A 19561-nucleotide genomic window follows, 5' to 3' on the forward strand; every position below is an offset into this window, starting at 1 on the left:
TCGTGCGTTTCAGTCGCCGCAGCGCAGCTCCAGCCGCTTCATATCGTCCACGATGATATGCCGGCTGTTTTCGATCCTGATCACGCCCTCGGCTCGCAATCGGGTCAGCTGGCGACTCACTGTCTCGATCGTAAGTCCGAGAAAATCGCCGATGTCGGAACGCGTCAGCGGCAAGTCGAAGCTCGCAGACGAGGCCATGGAATCCGCGCATGGATCGATATTCCTGGCGATCATGACCAGAAAGCTCGCCACTTTCTCCGCCGCCGTCTTGCGGCCCAGCATCACCATCCATTCGCGCGCTTCATCGAGTTCGTTCAGCGCTTGCCTGAGCAGCCGATGCTCAAGCTCGGGCGACTCCTTGATCATGCGTTCAATGACGGTTTTGGGAAATGAACAAAGCGCAACGGCTGTCGCCGTCTCCACATTGATCTCGCTTTCCGTCTTGAACGGCCTGCCAAGGAAGTCAGGCGCGAACTGCAGGCCAACAATCTGCTGGCGTCCGTCCGAGAGGCTCTTCGTCAGTTTCACCACGCCGGAAAGCACATTCGAATAGCTGCCGACGATCTCGGCATCGCCGACCAGTTCAACCCCAGCCCCGACCCGCTGTTTTGACGAAGTCCTGGCAAGCCCGACAAGCTGGTCGGGATCGAGCGCGCCGCAGACGCCGCGATGCCGCGCTTCGCAGGACTGGCAAAGCACCGGGATGTCGGAACTGTGAACGTCCTGCCTGATGGTCATGTCGTCGCCTGGCTTTAAAGGTGTTGAACGATATCACCTTCGCCCCGAGGCATTGTTGCGGCAGTTTGTCCGTGCCTTGGAGCGCCTTGACCAAGATCAAGGTTTGCCCTTTGCGCCACGGGCATATAGCCGGCCATGCAATCAACGACCGTCAAGGAAACATCCCCGATTCCGATCGCCAGCCTGGCCGAGAACGTGCCACGCTACACGAGCTATCCAACCGCCCCGCACTTTCATCCGGGCATCGACGCCGCGGCGGTGCGCGGCTGGGTGAACGCGCTCGGCGGCGAAGACGAGATCTCGCTCTATCTGCATATTCCCTACTGCGACAGGCTATGCTGGTTCTGTGCCTGTCACACCAAACAGACACGGCACTATGCGCCGGTGGCGACCTTCCTGCACGCCCTGCACAGGGAAATCGAGACCGTGGGCGACATCGTGCGCGGCAAGGGCAGGGTGCGGGCCGTGCACCTGGGCGGCGGCTCGCCGACCATGCTGAAGCCGGACGACATCGTGGCACTTGGAAAGGCCCTGCGGCGTCGGTTCGATTTTCTCGATGACGCCAGTCTCTGCGTCGAAATCGATCCCAACGACATGGATGAAGGCCGCCTTGACGCCTTCGCCAGGATCGGCATGACAAGGGCAAGCCTTGGGGTCCAGGACTTCGACGCCAAGGTGCAGAAAGCCATCAACCGCGATCAGAGTTTTGAGGCTACCAGGGGTGTGGTCGATGCGGTGCGCGAGCGAGGCGTAAACTCCGTGAACCTCGATCTGCTCTACGGTCTGCCACACCAGACGCTCGACAGCCTGGCGGCGACCGTCGCCCAGGCCTTGATCTTGCAGCCCGACCGGATAGCGCTGTTCGGCTATGCGCATGTTCCCTGGTTCAAGAAACACCAGACCATGATCGACGAGGCGTGGCTGCCCGACTCCGCCGCACGCCTGGCGCAATCGCAACTCGCTGCCAAGCTGATCGTGGATTGCGGCTATCAGGCAGTCGGGTTCGATCATTTCGCCAAGCCGGACGACACGCTTGCCATCGCGGCCAGCGCCGGCAAGATCCGGCGTAATTTTCAGGGCTACACCGAGGACCAGTGTGAAACCCTGATCGGACTTGGTCCTTCCTCGATCAGCCGGTTTCGCCAGGGTTATGCCCAGAACATCGTTGCGACAGGCGAATACGAGAAGGTCGTCAATTCGGGCCGGCTGGCGACAGCGCGCGGCATCGCGTTCAGCCGCGACGATCTGGCCAGAGGCTGGATGATAGAGCGCCTGATGTGCGAATTTTCGTTCTCGGCGATCGACCTGGTCGAACGCTTCGGCGACGCAGGCCAGAAACTGCTGCTCATCGCGAGCGGGCTCGCCAACGGCGCCGAGGCGTTGCTTCAGCTTCAAGGCGATCATTTCCTCGTGCCCGTCGACGACCGCCCGCTCGTCAGGATCGTGGCATCGAAGTTCGACAGGTATTTGCAGAGCGGCGCGGGCAAGCACTCACGGGCTGTCTGAGCACGCCGCCGTTGCCACCGCCTAGAGCATGATGCCGAAAAGTGTGAAGCGGCTTTCGGATGACATCATGCTCTATCTCTTTGATTTAGAGACGGATTCAGATTTCAGGTCGACTCGACCTGAAATCATCCGGCTCTAGAAATGTTCGCCAATTCTGAACGGGCCAATGCGGGTCCCGGCCGCAATCAGATAGGCGGTGGACCAGCCGATCAGCAGGAAGCCGTTCACGCCTTCCAGGGCCGCCAGGACACGCCAGTCATGGGCGGGCACGATGTCGCCATAGCCGACGGTGGAGAAAGTGGTCGTCGAAAAGTATAGAGCGGTCTCGAAATCCGGCAGGATTCCGAGAAGACGATACAAGCCCGCCCACAACCAAACTTCGACGGTCATGACGGCAAAAAGGCCCATCACGACGCTGATCATCGCGACGATGCGGCTGCGGCGGCCATGCATGCGGAAACGGGCCACCATATGGGTCATCGCGTGGGTGACGGCGATAAGGCCAAACGTGTGGACAAGAACCGTCAGGCTGATGGCGACAGTGCCGACAAGCAGGTTTGAGAACATGCGTCGACCATAGCGTAGTAACGGCAGCTCGCCTTGTGCGAGATCAATCCGGTGCTCGACCAGCCTGGCGCCGCCACTGGCCAATTGAGGAGCCAGAAGCGAGCCCAGGAATCCCTCCGCGATGGATGTTCGTGTGGCGCTGTCCAGGGCGATCCAGAGCCTTTGAGGCGTGGTGGCTCATTCGGTGATCGCAAGGTCAGTTAATCTCACCATGCGTCATCTCTTGGGTAGCATTGCCGATGGTGGGGACCCGAGGCGAAAGAACATCGCCAACCTCAAGCTCATGGCTATGCGCTTGGCCCGCGCGACAAACACAGCTGCAGTCTCGGGAGCGAACAACTCCGCAGCCGTCTTGGCAAACAAGGCTTGCCAGATCTCGAAATCGGCTTCCGTGACATCCTGCAGCCTCGTATGCGCCGGCACAGGCCGTCCACGATAGACGCCGGTCTTTAGGATGACGGAACACCAGAAGTCCGTCATCTTTTCGAGGTGAAGCTCCCAATCGCCGCTGATCTCGCGCGCGAATATTGGCCCGAGGCGCTTGTCCTTCCTGACCCTGGCATAGAATTTGCGAACCAGCTTGGCTATCGATTGCCGGTCAACACCGGGGTGATCGAGCGGCCGTTCCGCGGCAGGAGCCGCCCTCTCGATTGGTGCTGATCTAAAAGTCATTCATACTCTCTGCTGTTACGAGATGCCCAGTTCGCGAAGGGCGGAACGTAGGACGCCTGACGGGTCGCGGACGAGGCGAAAGCCGAGATTATCGGGTGGCGTGCCGACCGCACAGCCACCGCTCTTGCCGTCTCGGATGAAGTTCGACATGTACGTACGATGGAAACCTTCCACAGCGTGCACGCCGCAGTTTTCAATCGAGCTCGCCGTTTCTGTTCCATCGCCCGAGATTGTCGTATGGACGTAGCAGGTGGACGTCCATTCCCAGACATTGCCGGCAATGTCGGCCAATCCCTTCTCGTTGATCCCAAAGGCCCCTTGCGTCCTAGGCTCTGGATCGGGCGCGCGTCCGAGCGACGTCTCGGTGCGATACTGGTCGAGCCAACGGCGCGCCGGGTTGTCCGGGTCGCTTTCACTTCCCTCTACGTCGCCCCGAAAGCGTTCGCCAGCGGCAAAGGCCCACTCGACGTCTGTTGGCAGTCGCCATGTTTCGCCGGTCCGTTGTGACAGCCACTTTGCATAGGCTTCGGCGTCAATGTGACTTACCCCAGTGACCGGCACGTCGCCCACCTTTCGCAATTCGGCCGGCTTGCAGGCGCCATCGGCAACGCAGCGTGCATAGTCCGATACACTGACCTGGTATTTCATGATTTCCAGTGGTGCATCGATGGTCTCTCGAACGATGGGTGCCGCGACAGGATGATTGTCCCGAAGGAATTCTCCGGGCCTGGAGTGGTCAAATGACCCAGGCCGCAAGATTGTGGATAGCGGCGAGGCTACCCTCGAAGTGGGACTGCCGACGACCTGATTGGCTACGCCCAGGCCTATCAATGCCGCAGCGGCGATGGCGCCGAACGTAAAGACGGGATCAAAGGACATGGCGCTATCCGGTCTTGGGTGCAACCCTGCGGGACTGTTGGGCTGCACTCCCTTCTGTCCTACCTAGGAAGCGATTGCTTTGGGTGCCGCGACCTGGGTCATCAGGTCGTCGTTCCAGCTGCCGCCGTCGACCGTAAAGTGCGCGGTCGCTCCGAGTTCAACCGCTTCGATCAGATTGTGGTTCACATAGGCGTAGATGCCCGGCTGCAGGAACGTGTAGAGCGCGGCGCCAGCCGACCCGCCGCGGATGAACCAGGTTTCAAGGTCCTTGGCCGGCGGATTGGCAAATTTGCCCTGTTCCCAGACGAAGTCGCCGTGACCACCGATCAGGTGGGGCCGTGTGTCGCGATTGGCCTGGGAATGTACGATCAGGACCGTGTCCCCGACCTTGGCCTTCATCGCGTGCTCGCCGGTCAGCGATCCCGCCTTGCCGTTGAACACGACATGGGTGGGGATCAACCCGCGCATCACCTTCACGGTGTCGTCGTAATTGTCGCCGGCCGAGTCATACTTCTTGAACTTTCCTTGTTCGTCGCGCGGGATGTAGAAGTCGTTTTCGCCGACATAGTAGATGCGGTCGTAATGGATCGGCTTGCCTTTGTCGTCTTTCAGGCCGTCGCGCGGGAGTACCATGACCGCTCCACTCATGCCGGACACGACATGCCACGGGATCATCGCGCCGCCGGGCGCGCAATGGTATACGAACGTGCCGGCCCGGGTGGCCTTGAAGCGCAGCGTCACCTGCTCGCCAGGATTGATGAGGGTCAGCCCACCGCCGCCGAGCGCACCGGTTGCCGCGTGAAAATCGATGTTGTGGGCAAGCGTGTTCGTATCCGGATTGACGAGCGTGAGCTCGAGATAGTCGCCTTCATGCACGACCATCAGTGGTCCTGGAATTGATCCATTGTAGGTCATCGCATTCAACTGCGTGCCGTCGGCGTCGATGACGATCGGCTTTTCTTCGATCTTCATCGTGAATTCGACGACCTTCGGGCCGCTTTTGGCGACCTGGTCATGGGCATGGACGAAAGGCGGCGCCACCAGCGTGACCTTTTCGCGTGGCAGGCTGGAGACGTCCTTCGCACTGGCTGCCGGCATTGCGCTTATGGTGGCTACGGCAGCGACCGTAAGAACAGAGCCCAACAAAGCTTCACGTCTGGTAAGCATCTCAATCTCCTTAGGTTCGACCGGTTGATGCCTACTGTCTAGTCACATCGCGGGATATTTTCTTTGCGCTAACGCAAACTTGACGTGGTTGGTGGAGGCTTTTCTTCTTGGAATACTTGCTTGGTATGAAGCCTATCGGCATTTGCCGAGCCCTGAAATACATCAGGCCGGGCTTGGGCCTCTCACTGGTCCGCCCGGCCTTCCCCCTCCGGACATCGCCGAAACGGAGGGGTATCTATGAACAGAGGTTCAGTTGGAAGCCGCCTTGCTCGCTTCAGCGAACAGTTCGGCGAACACCGGCTTTGCCTTGCCGATCTGCTTGACCGCTTGCGCCGCTTCCAGGTTGGCGGGCTTGCCGACCAGGATCAGCGCGACCATGCCCATGCCGTAGTGGGGAGCGCACTTGACGCCATAGAAGCCCTCCTTGGTGAGGGTCACGGTGATCTCTTCGCTCGGCTTTCCTTTGAAGGGTTCGGCGCCGTCCGGGATCATGTCCTTGATGGTCTCGGCGTTGTGGGTCTTGTCGGTCGGCACAAACTTGATCGTGTCGCCAGGAGCCGCGCGAACAAAGGCGGGCTGGAAGACCATCGAACCTTTTTCTCCTTTGTTCAGCATCTGCACGACGTGCTCTTCGGCATTTGCCGCACCGGCAAGGGAGAGAAGCGCGACCGCTGCAGCGATCAGGGATAGTTTCATTTCGAAATCCTTTCATGGGTTCACGGCATCGACCGTCGGCTCCTTTTTACACCGCGTCATGATTGTGCGATTTGCGCTGGCGCAAATTGGTCGGCGAAGACTCTGGCTACCGGAAACGAGAGGCAGCAGGGCAGACGTTGACGGCCGCCCTTTCAGGCGGCGTTCTCGGGCCGACGCACCTGCAAGCGAATGTACGCGCCTCTTGCCGCTCGTCGGCTCCCCATGAGACAGTTGTCGATCAGATGGCGATTGATGCTTTGAATGCCATTTGGGTCGAAAGGAGGAGCACTTGGGTAGGCTCGATCCCTCGTTGATTTCCGGGCTTGCTGTTTTTGAGGGCTTGGCAGCCATGGATCTCGAACGCATCGTCGGCCAGGCGAGGTCGCTCCGGATCGCCAAGGATCAGCCGGTGTTTGAGCAGGAGCAGGAAGCCCATTCGTTTTTCCTGTTGCTCGACGGACATGTCCGCGTCGTGAAATCGACCCCGGACGGTCAGGAGGTGACCGTGCGGTATATAAGTCCTGGTGAATTGATGGGCATCGCCCACGCGTTGGGCCGCGCCACCTATCCGGCAAATGCTATCGCTGCCGTCGATTGCGTGGCTCTCGCCTGGCCAAGTCGATTGTGGACGGCTTTCGCCTCCGATTATCCCAGTTTTGGGGCCAGCACTTACAAGGCCGTCGGCAGCAGACTGCAGGACGCCCACACGCGCGTCATCGAGATGGCCACCGAACAGGTCGAGCAGCGTGTCGCCCATGCATTGCTCAAACTGGTCAAGCAGGCAGGCAGAAAGACAGACGAGGGAATTCTGATCGACTTTCCAATTACCCGTCAGAACATAGCCGAGATGACGGGAACGACGCTTTTCACGGTAAGCCGGCTCTTGTCGGCTTGGGAGGACCTTGACCTGGTCAAAGGTGGCCGCCAGAAAGTGACCGTGGTCGCGCCTCACCAACTCCTTTTGATCGCGGAAGGCAGGGCACAGAAGAGCTAGTCCGAACTGCCGGCCGCGGCCTGCAAATCGCAGCTTAGTTGTTCCTCGTCGAGATGGTGCTCGCGTGCCGCGTCGGCAATCGTGTGGAACGATGCAATCGGACAACCGACGCAAAGCATGCCGTGCTGGAGCACGATCCGGATCGCCGCCGGCGACATCCTCATGATTTCGTCCATCGTCGCATCGTCGCTGAATTTGCGTTTCATGCTTCTTGTCCGCGCTTTCAGGCGGATATACTGCGCTTGTCTTGCGTCCGTTCGTTGCGATGGCACAAAGAGGAAGCAACGATCGAGGTGCGTCGCGGTGTCGGCACTGCCTCAACACGGCGATGAACGGGAATGGGCGGCGAAAGATCACCGGCAATTTCGGATCCGGTCTGGGGCAGCCCTTCCACGCATCTCGTCCAGTCGGCCGAGCTAGGGACGTGCGTCTTCGAGTAGCTTTGCAAAACTCAGGCTGTTGGGACAGAAATCCTGATAGTGATCTTCGAAATCGAAGGCGTCCAGATGACCACGACATTGCCGCCGATGCGAGCAGGTGATGCAGATGCGTGACATGCCGCCGCGCGCCGCCTGCAGCGACCGAAAGGTGTCCGGATCGATGCCTGTCGATCGCATGGCGGAGGTGAGCAGGTCCTCCGACGCGTAGGGCAGCCGCACACCGTCATCGAACTCGCTTCGCGACAGACCGATGTCGTTCAAAATCCTTGCGCATCGATCCAGGCCTTGCGCCCAGAATGCTTTTCTCGCCGCCTTGCTGCGGTCGCGGTCCACCAGAAAGGAAATCGCGAACCGCCAGGCCTCGATGGTTTCCCTTTTGAGAGGGCCTGCCATGACAGATCTCCATTTGCCTTGATCGCATCGCTGGAAGAATGTTGGCGCGGAAAATAGTGCCGGTTGACCGTCAGCTCTTTGCGCTGGCGCAAAGTCCCTGCGTGGATCGGCTGATTGCAATCGCGTTCGCCTCCGGCCGATTCCAGGGCAGCGTAGGGGGCACAACTGTCAGCGTCCTGACAGGTTCGATGAACCAATGTCCGCCATCACGTGAAAACTGGCGCTGCCGGAGTGACGGGAATTTTTCCATGCCGCTGACATGATGTCGTCTTGCAGGCATGATTCTGACAGATGCCCGTCAGCTCAACACAGCTTCGACCGGATCGCTGCTGAAAAACTCAAACTGGAACCCTCGCATGAATCCTGCCTATGCCAACTCCCAGAAGGCCATTCACTGGGCCGTCTTTCTGCTCGTCATTGGCCTTTACGGCCTGACTTACGTCGCCGATGTCTTCCCGCGCGGTGATCCCGGCCGCGCCGTCGTCTGGTGGCTTCATATTTCATTCGGGCTGCTGCTTTTCATGCTGGTTGTCCTGCGCGTCGGCTTGCGGCTGGCGCTTGGAACGCCGGGTCTGCCGCTGGAAATGTCACATCTGGAACGGTTGCTGGCCAAGATCGCGCATGTTCTGCTCTACGCGCTGCTTGTCGCCATACCCGTTCTCGGCATCCTGCTGACCTGGTACCGGGGCGATGCCTTGAGTTTCTTCGGTCTCTTTACGATCCCGGCTCCGGTTTCCGCGGACCGCGCCACGGCCGGTTTCATCAAAGAACTGCACAGCCTTTGCGCCAATCTGATCCTTATTCTCGCTGGATTGCATGCCGTTGCCGCGCTTTGGCATCATTATGTCTGGAAGGACGATGTGCTCAACCGAATGCTGCCGGGGAAAAGTGGCGCCTGACCGAAATCCGGACCACTCCGGCCGGATGCAGGCGGCGCCTTGCCGCTTGCAATGGTTGTGTACTGGGACACATGGTTCCAGGATGAAGTCCTCACTGAAATTCATGGCGATGGCGGGTCTGTGCGGGCTCCTGCTTGCCTGTCCGTCCACCGCACGCGCGGATGTCGACGATGACGGCGATCATGATCGGGCGCGCGATCTCTACGAACGTGGCGAAATAGAGGGCCTGTCGACCATCCTGGGCGTGGTTCACGCCGCCGTCCCCGGCGACATTGTAGCCGTGGATTTCATCCATATCGCTGACAGGTGGGTCTACCGGTTCCAGGTCGTTGGCGCCGACGGTCACCGCAGGATCGTCGATGTGGATGCCGGCGCCGGGGTCCTCATGCGCGGCGAAGGTGGCGACCGATGAAGATCCTGCTCGCCGAGGATGAACCGCGTATCGCCGGCGATATCGCGGCTGCCCTCAAGGCTGCTGGAATGGCCGTCGACATCGTGCGCGATGGGGAGGCTGCCTGGTTCGCGGGTGACGTCGAGAATTATGACGCGGCGATCCTGGATCTCGGCTTGCCAAAACTCGATGGCCTGGTTGTGCTGAAGCGCTGGCGGGCCAATGCACGCCGCTTTCCCGTGCTGATCCTGACGGCGAGGGGGCTGTGGACCGAGCGCGTCGAGGGCATCAACGCCGGCGCCGACGACTACTTGCCCAAGCCGTTTGAAATGGAAGAGCTGCTGGCGCGGTTGCGCGCGATCCTGCGTCGCTCGGCCGGCCAGGCGGCACCGGTCTTGAAATCCGGACCATTGCTGCTGGATACCCGCCAGATGCGAATTTCGCTGCGCGGCGCTCCTGTCGCCTTGTCGCCGCTCGAATACCGGCTGATGGCATTCCTGATGCACCATGCCGGGCGCGTGGTGGCAACGACGGAACTCGCCGAACATCTGTACGACTCCGGCAACGATCGCGATCCCAATGCAGTCGAGGTCATCGTCGGGCGCCTGCGCCGCAAGCTCGGCAACGATGTCATCGAGACACGGCGCGGGTTCGGATACTTCATGCCCGACGAGCAGGCCTGATGGGCAACTCGATCCGCTTCAGGCTCTGGTCGGCGGCAACCATCTCGATCCTCATCGCCCTTGCCGTCGCGGGGCTCGGCCTGCGATATCTGTTCGAACTGAATGTGGAACGGCGCGTTGTCAGTGAGCTGACCGTCGATCTCAACGAACTGATCGGCTCGACCAGCTTCGCGGCCGACGGCCGGCTCTCGGTCACATCGGACCTGACCGACCCGCGCTTCGCCAACCCGCTGTCCGGCCATTATTGGCAGGTGGAAGATCTGGCCAGTCACAGTCTGACCCGTTCGCGTTCGTTATGGGACGCAACGCTGATATTGCCTGAACTGGTCGATAATGGCGAACTGAGAAAGATCCAGGAGCTGAAAGGTCCGGGCGGCGAACTCACCATTGCCGTCGAGCGAACCATCACCGATGCCGACGGTCGATCCTTTCGCGCCACCGTGGCGGAAGACCACCACAGCGTCGAAGTGTCGGTGGATGGATATGTCCGCGATCTCGTGCCCGCGCTCATCGTGCTCGCAGCGGGCCTGATGGCGGCATTCTTCATCCAGATCACCGTCGGCCTTGCGCCGCTGGAAAACCTCAGGGTCGCCGTTCGAAACGTGATCGCGCAGCGCACGGCACGGCTTGACGTGGCGGCCCCGAGCGAGGTGCAGCCGCTCGCCGACGAAATCAACCGCCTGCTCGATGCACAGGAGAAGGCTCTCGCACGAGCCCGGGGCCGAGCCACCGACCTGGCTCACGGACTGAAGACGCCGCTGCAGGTGCTGTCTGCCGACATCAGGGCCTTGCGCAAGAAGGGCGAGACCCAACTCGCCGACGACATCGAGAAGAGCGCGGGGGCTATCCGCCGCCATGTCGAACGCGAACTGGCCCGGGCGCGTCTGGCTCCCGGGGTATCCAGCAAGGCATCGTGCCTAATCCGGGAGGCCGCAGCTGGCGTCGTCGCCGTCGTCAAGCGCACCCCGGCCGGCAAGCAGCTCGCTTTCCTGATCGACGTCGCGGAAGAACTCATGGCGCCGGTCGATGAAGGCGATCTGTCGGAGATCCTGGGCAATCTGGTGGAGAACGCCGCGCGCTTCGCAAGATCCTCGGTTCGGGTCAATGCATGGGCAACCGATGGCGAGGTGTCCATCGCCGTTGCCGATGATGGTCCGGGCATTCCCGATGCGGACCGGCAAGCCGCGTTGTCGCGCGGCGTGCAACTGGACAGCAAGGGCGGCAGCAGCGGCCTCGGCCTCTCCATCGTTTCAGATATTGTCGAAGCCTATGGCGGAAGCCTGACAATGACCAATGCCGATCCCGGTCTGGTCGTTACCGTCGCCTTGCCCCGGCACGGCTAGAGTGTTTTTTTCACGCAATTCCGGACGGAAAACCGCTACGCACTTTTCCTGGATTGCTCTAATTCGGCCAGCGCTCAGGCGAAGCCAGGGAAGTAATCTACCTTTATCCTGGAGCGACGAACGCCCATGGCCAGCAGCTTCTTGCGCAGTGCCTTGACCATGCCTTGCGGGCCGGAAATGTAGAATATCCGCTCCAGATAGTCGGGAATGGCGAGGCGCACGAGGCGCGCGTCGATGTAGCCGGGATATTGGCCGCGCTCGGCGCCATTGGCGATGGCGAGCACCGTCTTTACGCCCAGTTCTCTCTTTGCCGTGTCGAGGACGTCGCGATAGGCGATGTCCTGCTGGGTCTCGGCTCCGTAGAGGATGACGATCGGGCGCTTTTCGTCGCGGTCGATGAGATACCGCAGCATCGAGCGGAACGGCGTGATGCCGATGCCGCCGGCCAGGAAGGCGATCTTGGTTTCCGGATCGGCCGGCAAGGTGAAGTCGCCGCCAAGCTGAGAGGCGTGGATCGTGCTGCCCGGCTTCATCGCGCCCAACGCCTGCTTGAAGGCGCTCGACCGCGGATAGAACTTGACGCCAAGTCGGACAGTTCGCTCCGTGGGCGCCGATGCGACCGTGAAATAGCGACGGTTGCCGCGACTGTCCGAACGGTCGAGGCCAAGTGTCCATTCAAGATACTGGCCTGCTTCGAAGGCGAGCTTCCTCGGTGAGTTGAAGATGAAGTCGTAGCTGTCGACCGCCGATCGTTCGATGCGTTCGAGCGTCAGCACCAGGCGTCCCTTGGGGCTTACGGCGTAGGCAAAGAGATTGCCCGTCAGAAGCGCCAACTCCGGCGTAAAGTAGAACGAACCGACATGGATGTTGGGCGCGAACAGGAAGCCGACGATCGCGGCGAAGGCGATCCGTGGCAGGCGCATCGTCGGCGCCGTCAGCGGCTCGGTCAGCATCACGAAGGCAAAGAACAGCAGGGGCGACGAGCCAAGCGTCTCCGTCAGTGCTGTCGCATATTGCGACGGCTCGGTCGTCGAGAGGATCGTTGCCAGCGTCACGGCGATGAAGGTGACGACGATATCGACCCGGCGCAGCTTGCGCACGATAAGCAGGCCGCCGCAAAGAACCACGGGAAGCAAGGGCAAATTGCCTCCGACCCACCAGGTTGCCGGGTGGTCAAGAAGCAACGCGGTCAGCGCGACGCCCAGTGCTGCCGGATTGAACAGGTGCTTCCTGCCGATGGCGAGAATGAACTTGGATGAGATCGCCCAGATGCAGGCGAACACAACCGCGCCGATCCCGTTGACGTCGGTGGCTGCCACCGGATCGAGGATAAGCGCCAGGATGAGGGCGGTTATGTAGACAGACTCGTTGTTGGCCGGAACCTGGAAGACAGCCGCGAAAACACGGTTGGTGATCCAGCAGGCGGCCAGCATCAGTCCTGTCGTGAAGGCCAGCGCGACCGGATCGTGCGGCACGAGCTTGAATATGCCGAGCACAAAGGCCGTGCCCAGCAAGGCGATCAGATAGTAGAGAACCAGCCGGTACATGGTCTGGTGGTCGAGAAACCGGTCGATGGCCTTGATCATGATTGGCAAAAGGCTCCGAAGCCGGTTGTCGGCGTGGCACGGCCGTTGTCCGCCACGACGTAGCCCTCGAGGCCCGGCGTCTGTTCGAGAAAAAGAATGCCATCCCGGCCCATGGCGAAGGCGGCGGTGGCGAAGCGGTCGGCCTCGAACACGTCGGATCCGATGACCGTCAGGCTGACGATCTCGGTGATCGGCCCGTCAAGCCCACGCGGATTGTAGATGTGTTGTCCGCGGACATAGGTGCCTGACGTCGCGACACCGTGCCCGCGTGGATAGACGACCTTGATGATTTCGTCGGCGTTGAAGGGATTGCGGATGCCAACGCTCCAGTCGAGGCCCGAAGCATTCCTGCCGCAGGACTGGATGTCGCCGCCCGCCTCGATGAAGAAATCGGCAACGCCTGCCCTGCCGACAATCCCCGCCGCATTGCGGATGGCCCAGCCCTTGACGATGCCCGACGGGTCCAGCGAACCGTCTGGCTTGCGGATGTCGAAAAATCCGTCCGTCTGGCTTCTGGTGCGTTCGGCGAGAGCCATTACTTCCATCATCTCGCCGCTCCAATCGCGGACCGGAAGGTCGCCACGGTTGATGGCCGAAATCTCGCTGTCGGTCCTGTAGGTGCTGAACCGGCGGTCGACTTGCCCGAAATAGTCGAAGACCGCGTCGACCAACTCGGCGCCCGACGCACCGGCGATATCGACCGTGATGGGCATGCCCATCAATAGTTTGGTGTCGCGCATGGACCTAGGAGGACGATGCTTGCTTCAACGCGCCGGCGAGCGACTGCCTGAAGGCCCTGCTGGTCAAGGTTGCGCCCGAAATGATGTCGACATCGGCGCTCTGCGCGCTGATTGCTTCGTCACGCAGCATGGGCAAAGCCTGCCGGTTGATGTTGACCGACGTGCGGCGGTCATTGGGGTATTTCAGCACTTTCAGCGATGTGAGGCGGCCGCCCTGAATCGAGGCCTGGATCTGGAGGAGTCCATAATAGGCGTCGGTGACAGGGCCAGCATAGGTGCCGTCGGCAAAGCCGTGGCCGACCTTCTTCATGCCTGAATTCGAGGACAGCTTCATGCCGGCCTTGATGACGCGGACTTTCGCTTGCGGATAATCCGGCCTCGGCTGGGGAATGGGGATGTAGATCGCGGGGGTGGCCGGGAACACCGCCGTCAGCGGCGCGGCATCAGCGGCGAGTTCAACCGGTGCCTGTTTCGCCGGTTGGGCAGGCGCCTCGGAAACCTGCGGCTGGACGGCTTCAGGCGGAGGAGACTTTTCGGCTCCTGTCGGTTTTGCGACGGTCGGCTGCGTCGAACTGGGCGCGGCGATCGCAGCCGTCGTTTCGATGCTAACCCTGGCCGGAGGGGTCGCCGGAGGCTCCACCTGTCCGATCGCCGCTAAGGGGTGCGTACCAGGTGATGCGATGACAGGCGCCGCGATGACAGGGGCCGGGGGCTGCGCCGGTCCGACCGGCTGTTGCGGGCTTTCCTTGGCGGCATTGGCGGGACCCGCCGTGTCGATGGCGTCAAGGCTTGGGGCGTCGATGCTTGGGGCCTTGCCGGCCTGATCCCAGACATAGGCGCCCGAGGCCGCGACCACGAAAAGCGATAAGGCAATCTTTTTCATCAGTGTCTGCATTTCCGCGTTGAAGCCCGCGAGCGTGAAGCCGCTGCAGGCTGTTTCAAGCGCAATATGCCATGCCGAAGCTGACAACTGGCTGTCAGCGCGCTTCGACCTTAGCGGAAAGCTCCTCGAACTGTCGGGCCGGTGCCGGCAGCGAGCCAGGGTGGCGGATGGATATACCCGTCACCAGCCGGGCGGTTCCACAGCTCTATTCTTCGACTTCCACCGCCAGGTGACCACTTGCCTGGAGGACTTTTGCCGTAACCGTGTCAGCGGCCCTCGTGAACTCCAGGTCGACGCTTTCTCCACCGACGCGCAGCCCACGAAGCTCGATCCGGTTCACGAAGTCAGGAAGGCGCGGCCGCACGATCCGCAGCCTGCGGGAGAAGGCGTCGGGCTCCAGTCCAAGACACGTGGTCACCAGGAACGGCAGAGCTCCCGCCGCCCAGGCCTGAGGATGGCAGGCGACCGGATAGTGAACGGGCACCTGAAAATCCTCCCGTCCAAAGCCCGCAATCGCTTCCGGGAGCCTCTGATGCCGAAAATGCATGGCCGCCTCCGCAATGGCGGTAAGGACCCGCAGTGCCGCCGTGTCCTCGCCATACTGCCGGCATCCGGCCGCCAGCAAGGCATTGTCGTGCGGCCAAACGGTTCCGAGATGATACCCGACCGGATTGTAGCGCAGTTCCGCGGTTGAGAGGGTGCGTACGCCCCAGCCGCCGAACATATCGTCCTGCATCAGTCGTGCGACCGATCTCCGGGCCTTGTCCTGGTCCGCGATGCCGGTCCACAGCGCATGTCCGGGGTTCGAGGACACCACCGCAACTTGATCCCCTCCTTTCTCAAGCGCGAGCACGAAGATGCCAAGATCCTCGCGCCAGTAGTCGCGGTTGAAGTCGGTCCGCAACGTTTCGGCTTCCTGCCGAAGATGATTTGCGCGATCGATCTCGCCTTCACGCTCGTAAAGATCGGCTATCGCGCGTTTTGCGGCAAAGACGTAGCCCTGCACCTCGACCAGCGCTATCGGCGGGTCGGCAATGCTGCCGTCGGCCCTGACGATTGCATCGCCCGAATCCTTCCAGCCCTGGTTCACGAGGCCTTTCTCCGAGGTGCTCTGATACGCCAGATAACCGTTGCCATCCGACGCCGCGGCGATCCAGGCCAACGCGTGCTCCACGGGCTGCCGCAGTTCCCGGAACAATTCCAGGTCACCTGTCCATGCCGCATACCGGCCCAGCAGCAGGAGGAAGAGCGGGGTCGCGTCTACCGTTCCATAGAAGCGGGCGTGCGGGATGTCACCCGCCCGGGCCAATTCGCCGACACGGAGTTCGTGGAGGATCTTGCCGGGCTGCTCATCGCGCCAGTCGTCCACGCACTGCCCTTGATAGCTGGCAAGGAGGCGCAATGTCTGGGCGGCGATACGCGGCTGGAAGGCGAGCATTTCAAGGGCCACGATCAGGCTGTCGCGGCCAAACAAGGCTACGAACCACGGCACTCCGGCGGCAAAGTAGTCGTTGTTACCCAGACGCGATCGCAGGATCCCGAGATCGCGCAGCGAGCGCTCGATGATGTTGTTCAGGAGCAGGCTGTCACTGCTGAACTTAGTGTCTTGGCCCAGCCTTTGCTCCGAGCCATTCGGGAGATTGTCATCGGGCTTTTGGATCGTTGCCATTGATGCCTGAACGGGATCTTTTTCCTCGGCATCCTCCGTCAGCTTGATGGCAATCGAAATGGTCTGCGTGTCGTTTGGAGAGACACGGATGCGGAACCGCGCCGCGGTATGAAGTCTGTCGTGTGGCGGTGGCGAAAAGGCGATCGTTGTCGTTCTTCGCAAACGATCGGCACCGTAATACACGCAACGGAGATCGCCGCTGCGCCAGCCTGGCGGCTCAGGGCTGCCACGGGTTTCGCGCACCAAACCGCGCACGTTGAATATATCTTCGAAACCAGCGTGAAAGCGCAGGGTGAGCGAGAAGGAATGCGCCTCGCGCCCAAAATTCCGGAATGAGATGGTCTCCCGCACCTGGGTTTGATCGGCGTCGAGAACCCGCTCCCAGCGGATGCCGAGCTCCTCCTTGGGGATCAGTTTCCCTTCCTCGGTGTGCAGGTCCGGATTGGTGAGTTCGAAAAGCGCCATGTCGCCTTTGTCCGCGGTCGAGGCCAGCACGAGGGGGGCGACACCATCAAGCTCCATTTCATAGCCGCCGAGGAAACGGCAATCATGAAAATAAAGTCCAAACCCATGCTCGTCGTTCAGCGGTATCTGCGCATCCGGAGCCACGACATAGTACAGATTGACGTTCTTTGTGGTAACGGCGTCGGCGATGCTGCGGACGATTGCCGAATGACCTTGGGTGAGGACGCGTCGTTTCCGCTCCCGTTTCGCCTGCGGGGTCTGTCGCGCCTTTTCCTGACCATGCGACGACCGCGCCGCGTGCTCCGGGAGAGCGGTCTCGCTTTCCTGGCCGCTCTGCCTTGCGCTTTTTCCGAGCTCTGTTTTGGGCATCGATCCTGTCTCGCTAGAGCATGATGCCGGAAAGTGTGAAGCGGTTTTCGGATGAAATCATGCTCTATCCCTTTGATTTAGAGACGCCGCCGTAGGACACAGACTCCACTTAACGCGTATAGGTTCCGCGCCAAGTGTGCCCCTACGATATGCGGAGAATTCCGGATAAGGGGTGGCCAGCCAAAGGCGCCGGCAGCTGCGGTCTGCCCATGCGCCATTGGTGTGGCGCGGGTTGAAGCATCGTCGAGGCTGGATGGGAAGCTGACAGGATGGATTGGCCCAGCGGTTACGGACAGGGGAGTAACCGCTGGGCCTGAAGGGAGCGCGCTCCTCCCGCGCAAGCTTTGACGACGTTGCTGGTCGTCAATTACCCGCACCGGCGCTCCCACCATCCGACGGCTGCCGGCCACGTCGAAATGTCATTCCTGCCCTATGTACCGGGGCCGGCCGGAAATTATTCCCGCCGGAGGTTCATTTTTCCTGGCGCGCTCACCCGTGAGGCTGAACCGTGAACCTAACCGCCGCAGCGATGCCTGTTGGGATGCGATGAGGGGCGGTCCGGCATCACCCCATGAAATGCCGGACCGCAAGGAAGTGCTCGCGCGTGCGCACTTCCTCGATCGGTTGCCTCGCAGCCGCGGTTCACCAGCGCAAGCCACGAGCGCAAATCGTGGTCAGCTGGAAACGTGTTTCCGAGCTTGCAAAAGCCATAGCGCACGATGCTTCTGTGACATTCCCTTGATCGCTGACCGGGCGGCCAGGGTGATCTCGTATGCGCCGCAACCGGGGCACTGGAATTCGGCCTTCCGAGGCGTGACGTCGACTTCAAGCGCATCTCCGGAGCAAACCGGACAAACCGACGGATAGTACCTTTTTCTCAAGTCAAACGACAAATGATTCATCAGTCGAGCCTCCCGCTTTCCAGCAGACGAAATCGGTCGTGCATCGTCGTCACCCAGACGGGCAAGGAACCGCCGCGGGGAGACGCGTATCAGTCAACCCCTTATCTTGGGCGCGACGTTCCTGCGCGTTGCGACCTCTATTTCCTTCGCTTCCTTCTCAAGCCGGTCGGGCGCGGCTGAACCCATCAGGGCATAGGCCGTGCCGCCGGACTGCCAGTAGACAGTCGGCACGCGTCCGTCCGTGGCCGTGGTCGGGGGTACGGCGTCCTCGCCGGTCATCGGCGCTGCCACCAGCGTGATACGGCCAACGCTCGGCGTATCCGCCGTTACCACCAGGCTCTGCTTTCCGTTCCAGGGCTGGACCTGAACATCTTTCACCGACCACACCGCCGGCAAGGTAGGCATGCTTATGTCGACAGCGCCAATCAGTCGTTCGATCTTGTCCTGCTTCGGCTCGCTTCCCTTTTCCGGACCGGCATTGAGCTGAGCGACGCGCAAAGCGTCCCGCGCGGCGAGAATGAAAGTTTCATCCGCCTTTTGACCGCCCTGGCGAAGCGGCACGGTCAAGGAGTTGGCCGACCAACCCAGGAAGACCAGAAAGGCCGCGGCCAATTGCAATTTAAGCGCGGCAAACACCTTTCGGCGTCGAAACACGCCCTCGAGTTGCTTTGCCCTGTCCAGGCTCGCTCGGGGTGGAAACAGCCGCTGGGGCTGTATATCGCGCAAAGCTTCCATGCGCTGGGCCTGTGCAAACACCTCAGCGGCCAGTTCCGGCTCGCGGGCGAGGCGGGCCTGTAGGTCTGATCTCTGGGACGGCAACAGTTCGCCGTCAAGGAACCGGTTGATCTCCTCTTCGGAAACGCGGTCACTTGGCAACATCACGGCCTCCCACTATTTTCAATTGAGCTGGTGCGACGTCGTTCATTTTTTCCATATTGTGTTTCAGGGCGAACCGGGCACGGCTCAGGCGAGACATAACAGTTCCCACCGGCACGCCCAGCACGGCTGCGGCATCGGAATAGGTAAAGCCCAGGACGGCGACCAGATGCAGCACTTCGGCCTGTTCGGAAGGTAATTCCGCCATGGCCTTCCGGACATTGGAAAGCTCGGCGCTGTATTCCTGCGAGGGCATCAGCAATGGGTCGCATTGTTCAGCATAGGCAGCCAGGCGGCGCCGCTCCGCATCCGCGCGCACGGCACTGGTCAGAAATGTGTTCCGCACGATAGTGACCAGCCAGGGCATGAGTGGGCGCGAGGAATCATAGGTGCGAGCCAGAGCGAGGGCCCGGGCAAGCGCCTCCTGAACGAGGTCATCGGCGTCCGCGTCGTTTTTCGTGAGCACCCTGCTGTAGCGCCACAGATCCTCCAAGTGCGGAATGACGTCGAAGTTCGCCTTCATGGCCCGTATACTGACCGTGTGCCTAAACTATTCCAAGCGACGGCTCGCAATTCGCCGACCGACGCGGTCTATGGATGTGTCCGGTTCCTGCTCCCCGGCTCGTGGGCAGGGCTATCGCATATGAGTGATTGCCTGGATGAGGTAGTCGTCATTCCAAGCGCATTTCTTGATGCGGTGGCT

20 protein-coding genes are annotated in these 19561 nt (G+C 61.1%); 6 read left to right on the forward strand and 14 right to left on the reverse strand.

Annotation, left to right across the window (positions count from 1 at the left end):
* Window positions 1–9: 9 nt before the first annotated feature.
* Window positions 10–738, reverse strand: coding sequence for a Crp/Fnr family transcriptional regulator (locus LB556_RS22955; protein ID WP_224569994.1), 729 nt, complete (start codon window positions 736–738; stop codon window positions 10–12).
* Between the two features lie 135 nt (window positions 739–873).
* Between LB556_RS22955 and hemN the strand changes: the two genes are divergently transcribed.
* Window positions 874–2244, forward strand: coding sequence for an oxygen-independent coproporphyrinogen III oxidase (gene hemN / locus LB556_RS22960; RefSeq protein ID WP_224569995.1), 1371 nt, complete (start codon window positions 874–876; stop codon window positions 2242–2244).
* Window positions 2245–2379: 135 nt separating this feature from the next.
* Here hemN and LB556_RS22965 read toward each other — a convergent pair whose 3' ends face one another.
* The 5 genes from LB556_RS22965 to LB556_RS22985 all read right to left on the reverse strand — a co-directional run bounded on the left by LB556_RS22965 (window position 2380) and on the right by LB556_RS22985 (window position 6225).
* Entirely contained in the window at window positions 2380–2895 is a 516-nt protein-coding gene (locus tag LB556_RS22965) for a potassium channel family protein (RefSeq protein WP_224569996.1), read from the reverse strand.
* Between the two features lie 132 nt (window positions 2896–3027).
* On the reverse strand, window positions 3028–3483 hold the full coding sequence (locus tag LB556_RS22970; RefSeq protein ID WP_224569997.1) for a group III truncated hemoglobin: 456 nt from the start codon (window positions 3481–3483) through the stop codon (window positions 3028–3030).
* 15 nt (window positions 3484–3498) lie between these two features.
* Window positions 3499–4362, reverse strand: a complete 864-nt coding sequence (locus tag LB556_RS22975; protein ID WP_224569998.1) for an SUMF1/EgtB/PvdO family nonheme iron enzyme — start codon at window positions 4360–4362, stop codon at window positions 3499–3501.
* Between the two features lie 63 nt (window positions 4363–4425).
* Window positions 4426–5529 carry a copper-containing nitrite reductase gene (gene nirK / locus LB556_RS22980; RefSeq protein WP_224569999.1) on the reverse strand — a complete coding sequence of 368 codons (1104 nt, stop codon included), beginning with the start codon at window positions 5527–5529 and terminating at the stop codon, window positions 4426–4428.
* Window positions 5530–5778: 249 nt separating this feature from the next.
* A complete protein-coding gene (locus tag LB556_RS22985) occupies window positions 5779–6225 on the reverse strand; it encodes a pseudoazurin (protein WP_224570000.1) in 447 nt (148 codons plus the stop codon).
* Between the two features lie 289 nt (window positions 6226–6514).
* Between LB556_RS22985 and LB556_RS22990 the strand changes: the two genes are divergently transcribed.
* Window positions 6515–7219 carry a Crp/Fnr family transcriptional regulator gene (locus LB556_RS22990; RefSeq protein WP_224570001.1) on the forward strand — a complete coding sequence of 235 codons (705 nt, stop codon included), beginning with the start codon at window positions 6515–6517 and terminating at the stop codon, window positions 7217–7219.
* Here LB556_RS22990 and LB556_RS22995 read toward each other — a convergent pair.
* Together LB556_RS22995 and LB556_RS23000 are read right to left on the reverse strand one after the other, a co-directional pair.
* The gene (locus LB556_RS22995) at window positions 7216–7425 is read right to left on the reverse strand and encodes a DUF1858 domain-containing protein (RefSeq protein ID WP_224570002.1); all 210 of its coding nucleotides are present in this window, start codon (window positions 7423–7425) and stop codon (window positions 7216–7218) included. The genes LB556_RS22990 and LB556_RS22995 overlap by 4 nt on opposite strands.
* 210 nt (window positions 7426–7635) lie before the next feature.
* On the reverse strand, window positions 7636–8172 hold the full coding sequence (locus LB556_RS23000) for a hypothetical protein (RefSeq protein WP_224570003.1): 537 nt from the start codon (window positions 8170–8172) through the stop codon (window positions 7636–7638).
* A 236-nt stretch (window positions 8173–8408) separates the two neighbouring features.
* Between LB556_RS23000 and LB556_RS23005 the strand changes: the two genes are divergently transcribed.
* The 4 genes from LB556_RS23005 to LB556_RS23020 all read left to right on the forward strand — a co-directional run bounded on the left by LB556_RS23005 (window position 8409) and on the right by LB556_RS23020 (window position 11368).
* The gene (locus LB556_RS23005) at window positions 8409–8951 is read left to right on the forward strand and encodes a cytochrome b (RefSeq protein ID WP_224570004.1); all 543 of its coding nucleotides are present in this window, start codon (window positions 8409–8411) and stop codon (window positions 8949–8951) included.
* Window positions 8952–9033: 82 nt separating this feature from the next.
* The gene (locus tag LB556_RS23010; RefSeq protein ID WP_224570005.1) at window positions 9034–9363 is read left to right on the forward strand and encodes a PepSY domain-containing protein; all 330 of its coding nucleotides are present in this window, start codon (window positions 9034–9036) and stop codon (window positions 9361–9363) included.
* A complete protein-coding gene (locus tag LB556_RS23015) occupies window positions 9360–10025 on the forward strand; it encodes a response regulator transcription factor (RefSeq protein WP_224570006.1) in 666 nt (221 codons plus the stop codon). The genes LB556_RS23010 and LB556_RS23015 overlap by 4 nt, the downstream gene beginning before the upstream one ends.
* Window positions 10025–11368, forward strand: a complete 1344-nt coding sequence (locus LB556_RS23020; protein WP_224570007.1) for a sensor histidine kinase — start codon at window positions 10025–10027, stop codon at window positions 11366–11368. Before LB556_RS23015 ends, LB556_RS23020 begins: the two co-directional genes overlap by 1 nt.
* Window positions 11369–11442: 74 nt before the next feature.
* Here LB556_RS23020 and LB556_RS23025 read toward each other — a convergent pair whose 3' ends face one another.
* The 6 genes from LB556_RS23025 to LB556_RS23050 all read right to left on the reverse strand — a co-directional run bounded on the left by LB556_RS23025 (window position 11443) and on the right by LB556_RS23050 (window position 19381).
* Entirely contained in the window at window positions 11443–12954 is a 1512-nt protein-coding gene (locus tag LB556_RS23025) for an RnfABCDGE type electron transport complex subunit D (protein ID WP_224570008.1), read from the reverse strand.
* On the reverse strand, window positions 12951–13673 hold the full coding sequence (locus LB556_RS23030) for an FAD:protein FMN transferase (RefSeq protein WP_224570009.1): 723 nt from the start codon (window positions 13671–13673) through the stop codon (window positions 12951–12953). Before LB556_RS23030 ends, LB556_RS23025 begins: the two co-directional genes overlap by 4 nt.
* Before the next feature lie 25 nt (window positions 13674–13698).
* On the reverse strand, window positions 13699–14577 hold the full coding sequence (locus LB556_RS23035) for an FMN-binding protein (RefSeq protein ID WP_224570010.1): 879 nt from the start codon (window positions 14575–14577) through the stop codon (window positions 13699–13701).
* Window positions 14578–14782: 205 nt separating this feature from the next.
* Window positions 14783–17080, reverse strand: a complete 2298-nt coding sequence (locus LB556_RS23040) for a glycogen debranching N-terminal domain-containing protein (protein ID WP_224570011.1) — start codon at window positions 17078–17080, stop codon at window positions 14783–14785.
* Between the two features lie 995 nt (window positions 17081–18075).
* A complete protein-coding gene (locus LB556_RS23045; RefSeq protein WP_224570012.1) occupies window positions 18076–18861 on the reverse strand; it encodes an anti-sigma factor family protein in 786 nt (261 codons plus the stop codon).
* Complete coding sequence (locus tag LB556_RS23050; protein WP_224570013.1) at window positions 18848–19381, reverse strand: sigma-70 family RNA polymerase sigma factor; 534 nt, start codon at window positions 19379–19381, stop codon at window positions 18848–18850. Before LB556_RS23050 ends, LB556_RS23045 begins: the two co-directional genes overlap by 14 nt.
* Window positions 19382–19561: the final 180 nt, after the last annotated feature.

Origin of the sequence: Mesorhizobium sp. ES1-4, assembly GCF_020164745.1 — a bacterium.
Lineage (GTDB): Bacteria > Pseudomonadota > Alphaproteobacteria > Rhizobiales > Rhizobiaceae > Mesorhizobium.

Coding starts and splice junctions, on each gene's coding strand:
- LB556_RS23015 (WP_224570006.1), top strand. CDS start 9,360: ATGAAGATCCTGCTCGCCGAGGATGAACCGCGTATCGCCGGCGATATC.
- LB556_RS23045 (WP_224570012.1), bottom strand. CDS start 18,861: ATGTTGCCAAGTGACCGCGTTTCCGAAGAGGAGATCAACCGGTTCCTT.
- hemN (WP_224569995.1), top strand. CDS start 874: ATGCAATCAACGACCGTCAAGGAAACATCCCCGATTCCGATCGCCAGC.
- nirK (WP_224569999.1), bottom strand. CDS start 5,529: ATGCTTACCAGACGTGAAGCTTTGTTGGGCTCTGTTCTTACGGTCGCT.
- LB556_RS23010 (WP_224570005.1), top strand. CDS start 9,034: ATGAAGTCCTCACTGAAATTCATGGCGATGGCGGGTCTGTGCGGGCTC.
- LB556_RS22975 (WP_224569998.1), bottom strand. CDS start 4,362: ATGTCCTTTGATCCCGTCTTTACGTTCGGCGCCATCGCCGCTGCGGCA.
- LB556_RS23040 (WP_224570011.1), bottom strand. CDS start 17,080: ATGCCCAAAACAGAGCTCGGAAAAAGCGCAAGGCAGAGCGGCCAGGAA.
- LB556_RS22995 (WP_224570002.1), bottom strand. CDS start 7,425: ATGAAACGCAAATTCAGCGACGATGCGACGATGGACGAAATCATGAGG.
- LB556_RS22955 (WP_224569994.1), bottom strand. CDS start 738: ATGACCATCAGGCAGGACGTTCACAGTTCCGACATCCCGGTGCTTTGC.
- LB556_RS22970 (WP_224569997.1), bottom strand. CDS start 3,483: ATGACTTTTAGATCAGCACCAATCGAGAGGGCGGCTCCTGCCGCGGAA.
- LB556_RS23035 (WP_224570010.1), bottom strand. CDS start 14,577: ATGAAAAAGATTGCCTTATCGCTTTTCGTGGTCGCGGCCTCGGGCGCC.
- LB556_RS23020 (WP_224570007.1), top strand. CDS start 10,025: ATGGGCAACTCGATCCGCTTCAGGCTCTGGTCGGCGGCAACCATCTCG.
- LB556_RS23005 (WP_224570004.1), top strand. CDS start 8,409: ATGAATCCTGCCTATGCCAACTCCCAGAAGGCCATTCACTGGGCCGTC.
- LB556_RS23025 (WP_224570008.1), bottom strand. CDS start 12,954: ATGATCAAGGCCATCGACCGGTTTCTCGACCACCAGACCATGTACCGG.
- LB556_RS22985 (WP_224570000.1), bottom strand. CDS start 6,225: ATGAAACTATCCCTGATCGCTGCAGCGGTCGCGCTTCTCTCCCTTGCC.
- LB556_RS23050 (WP_224570013.1), bottom strand. CDS start 19,381: ATGAAGGCGAACTTCGACGTCATTCCGCACTTGGAGGATCTGTGGCGC.
- LB556_RS23030 (WP_224570009.1), bottom strand. CDS start 13,673: ATGGGCATGCCCATCACGGTCGATATCGCCGGTGCGTCGGGCGCCGAG.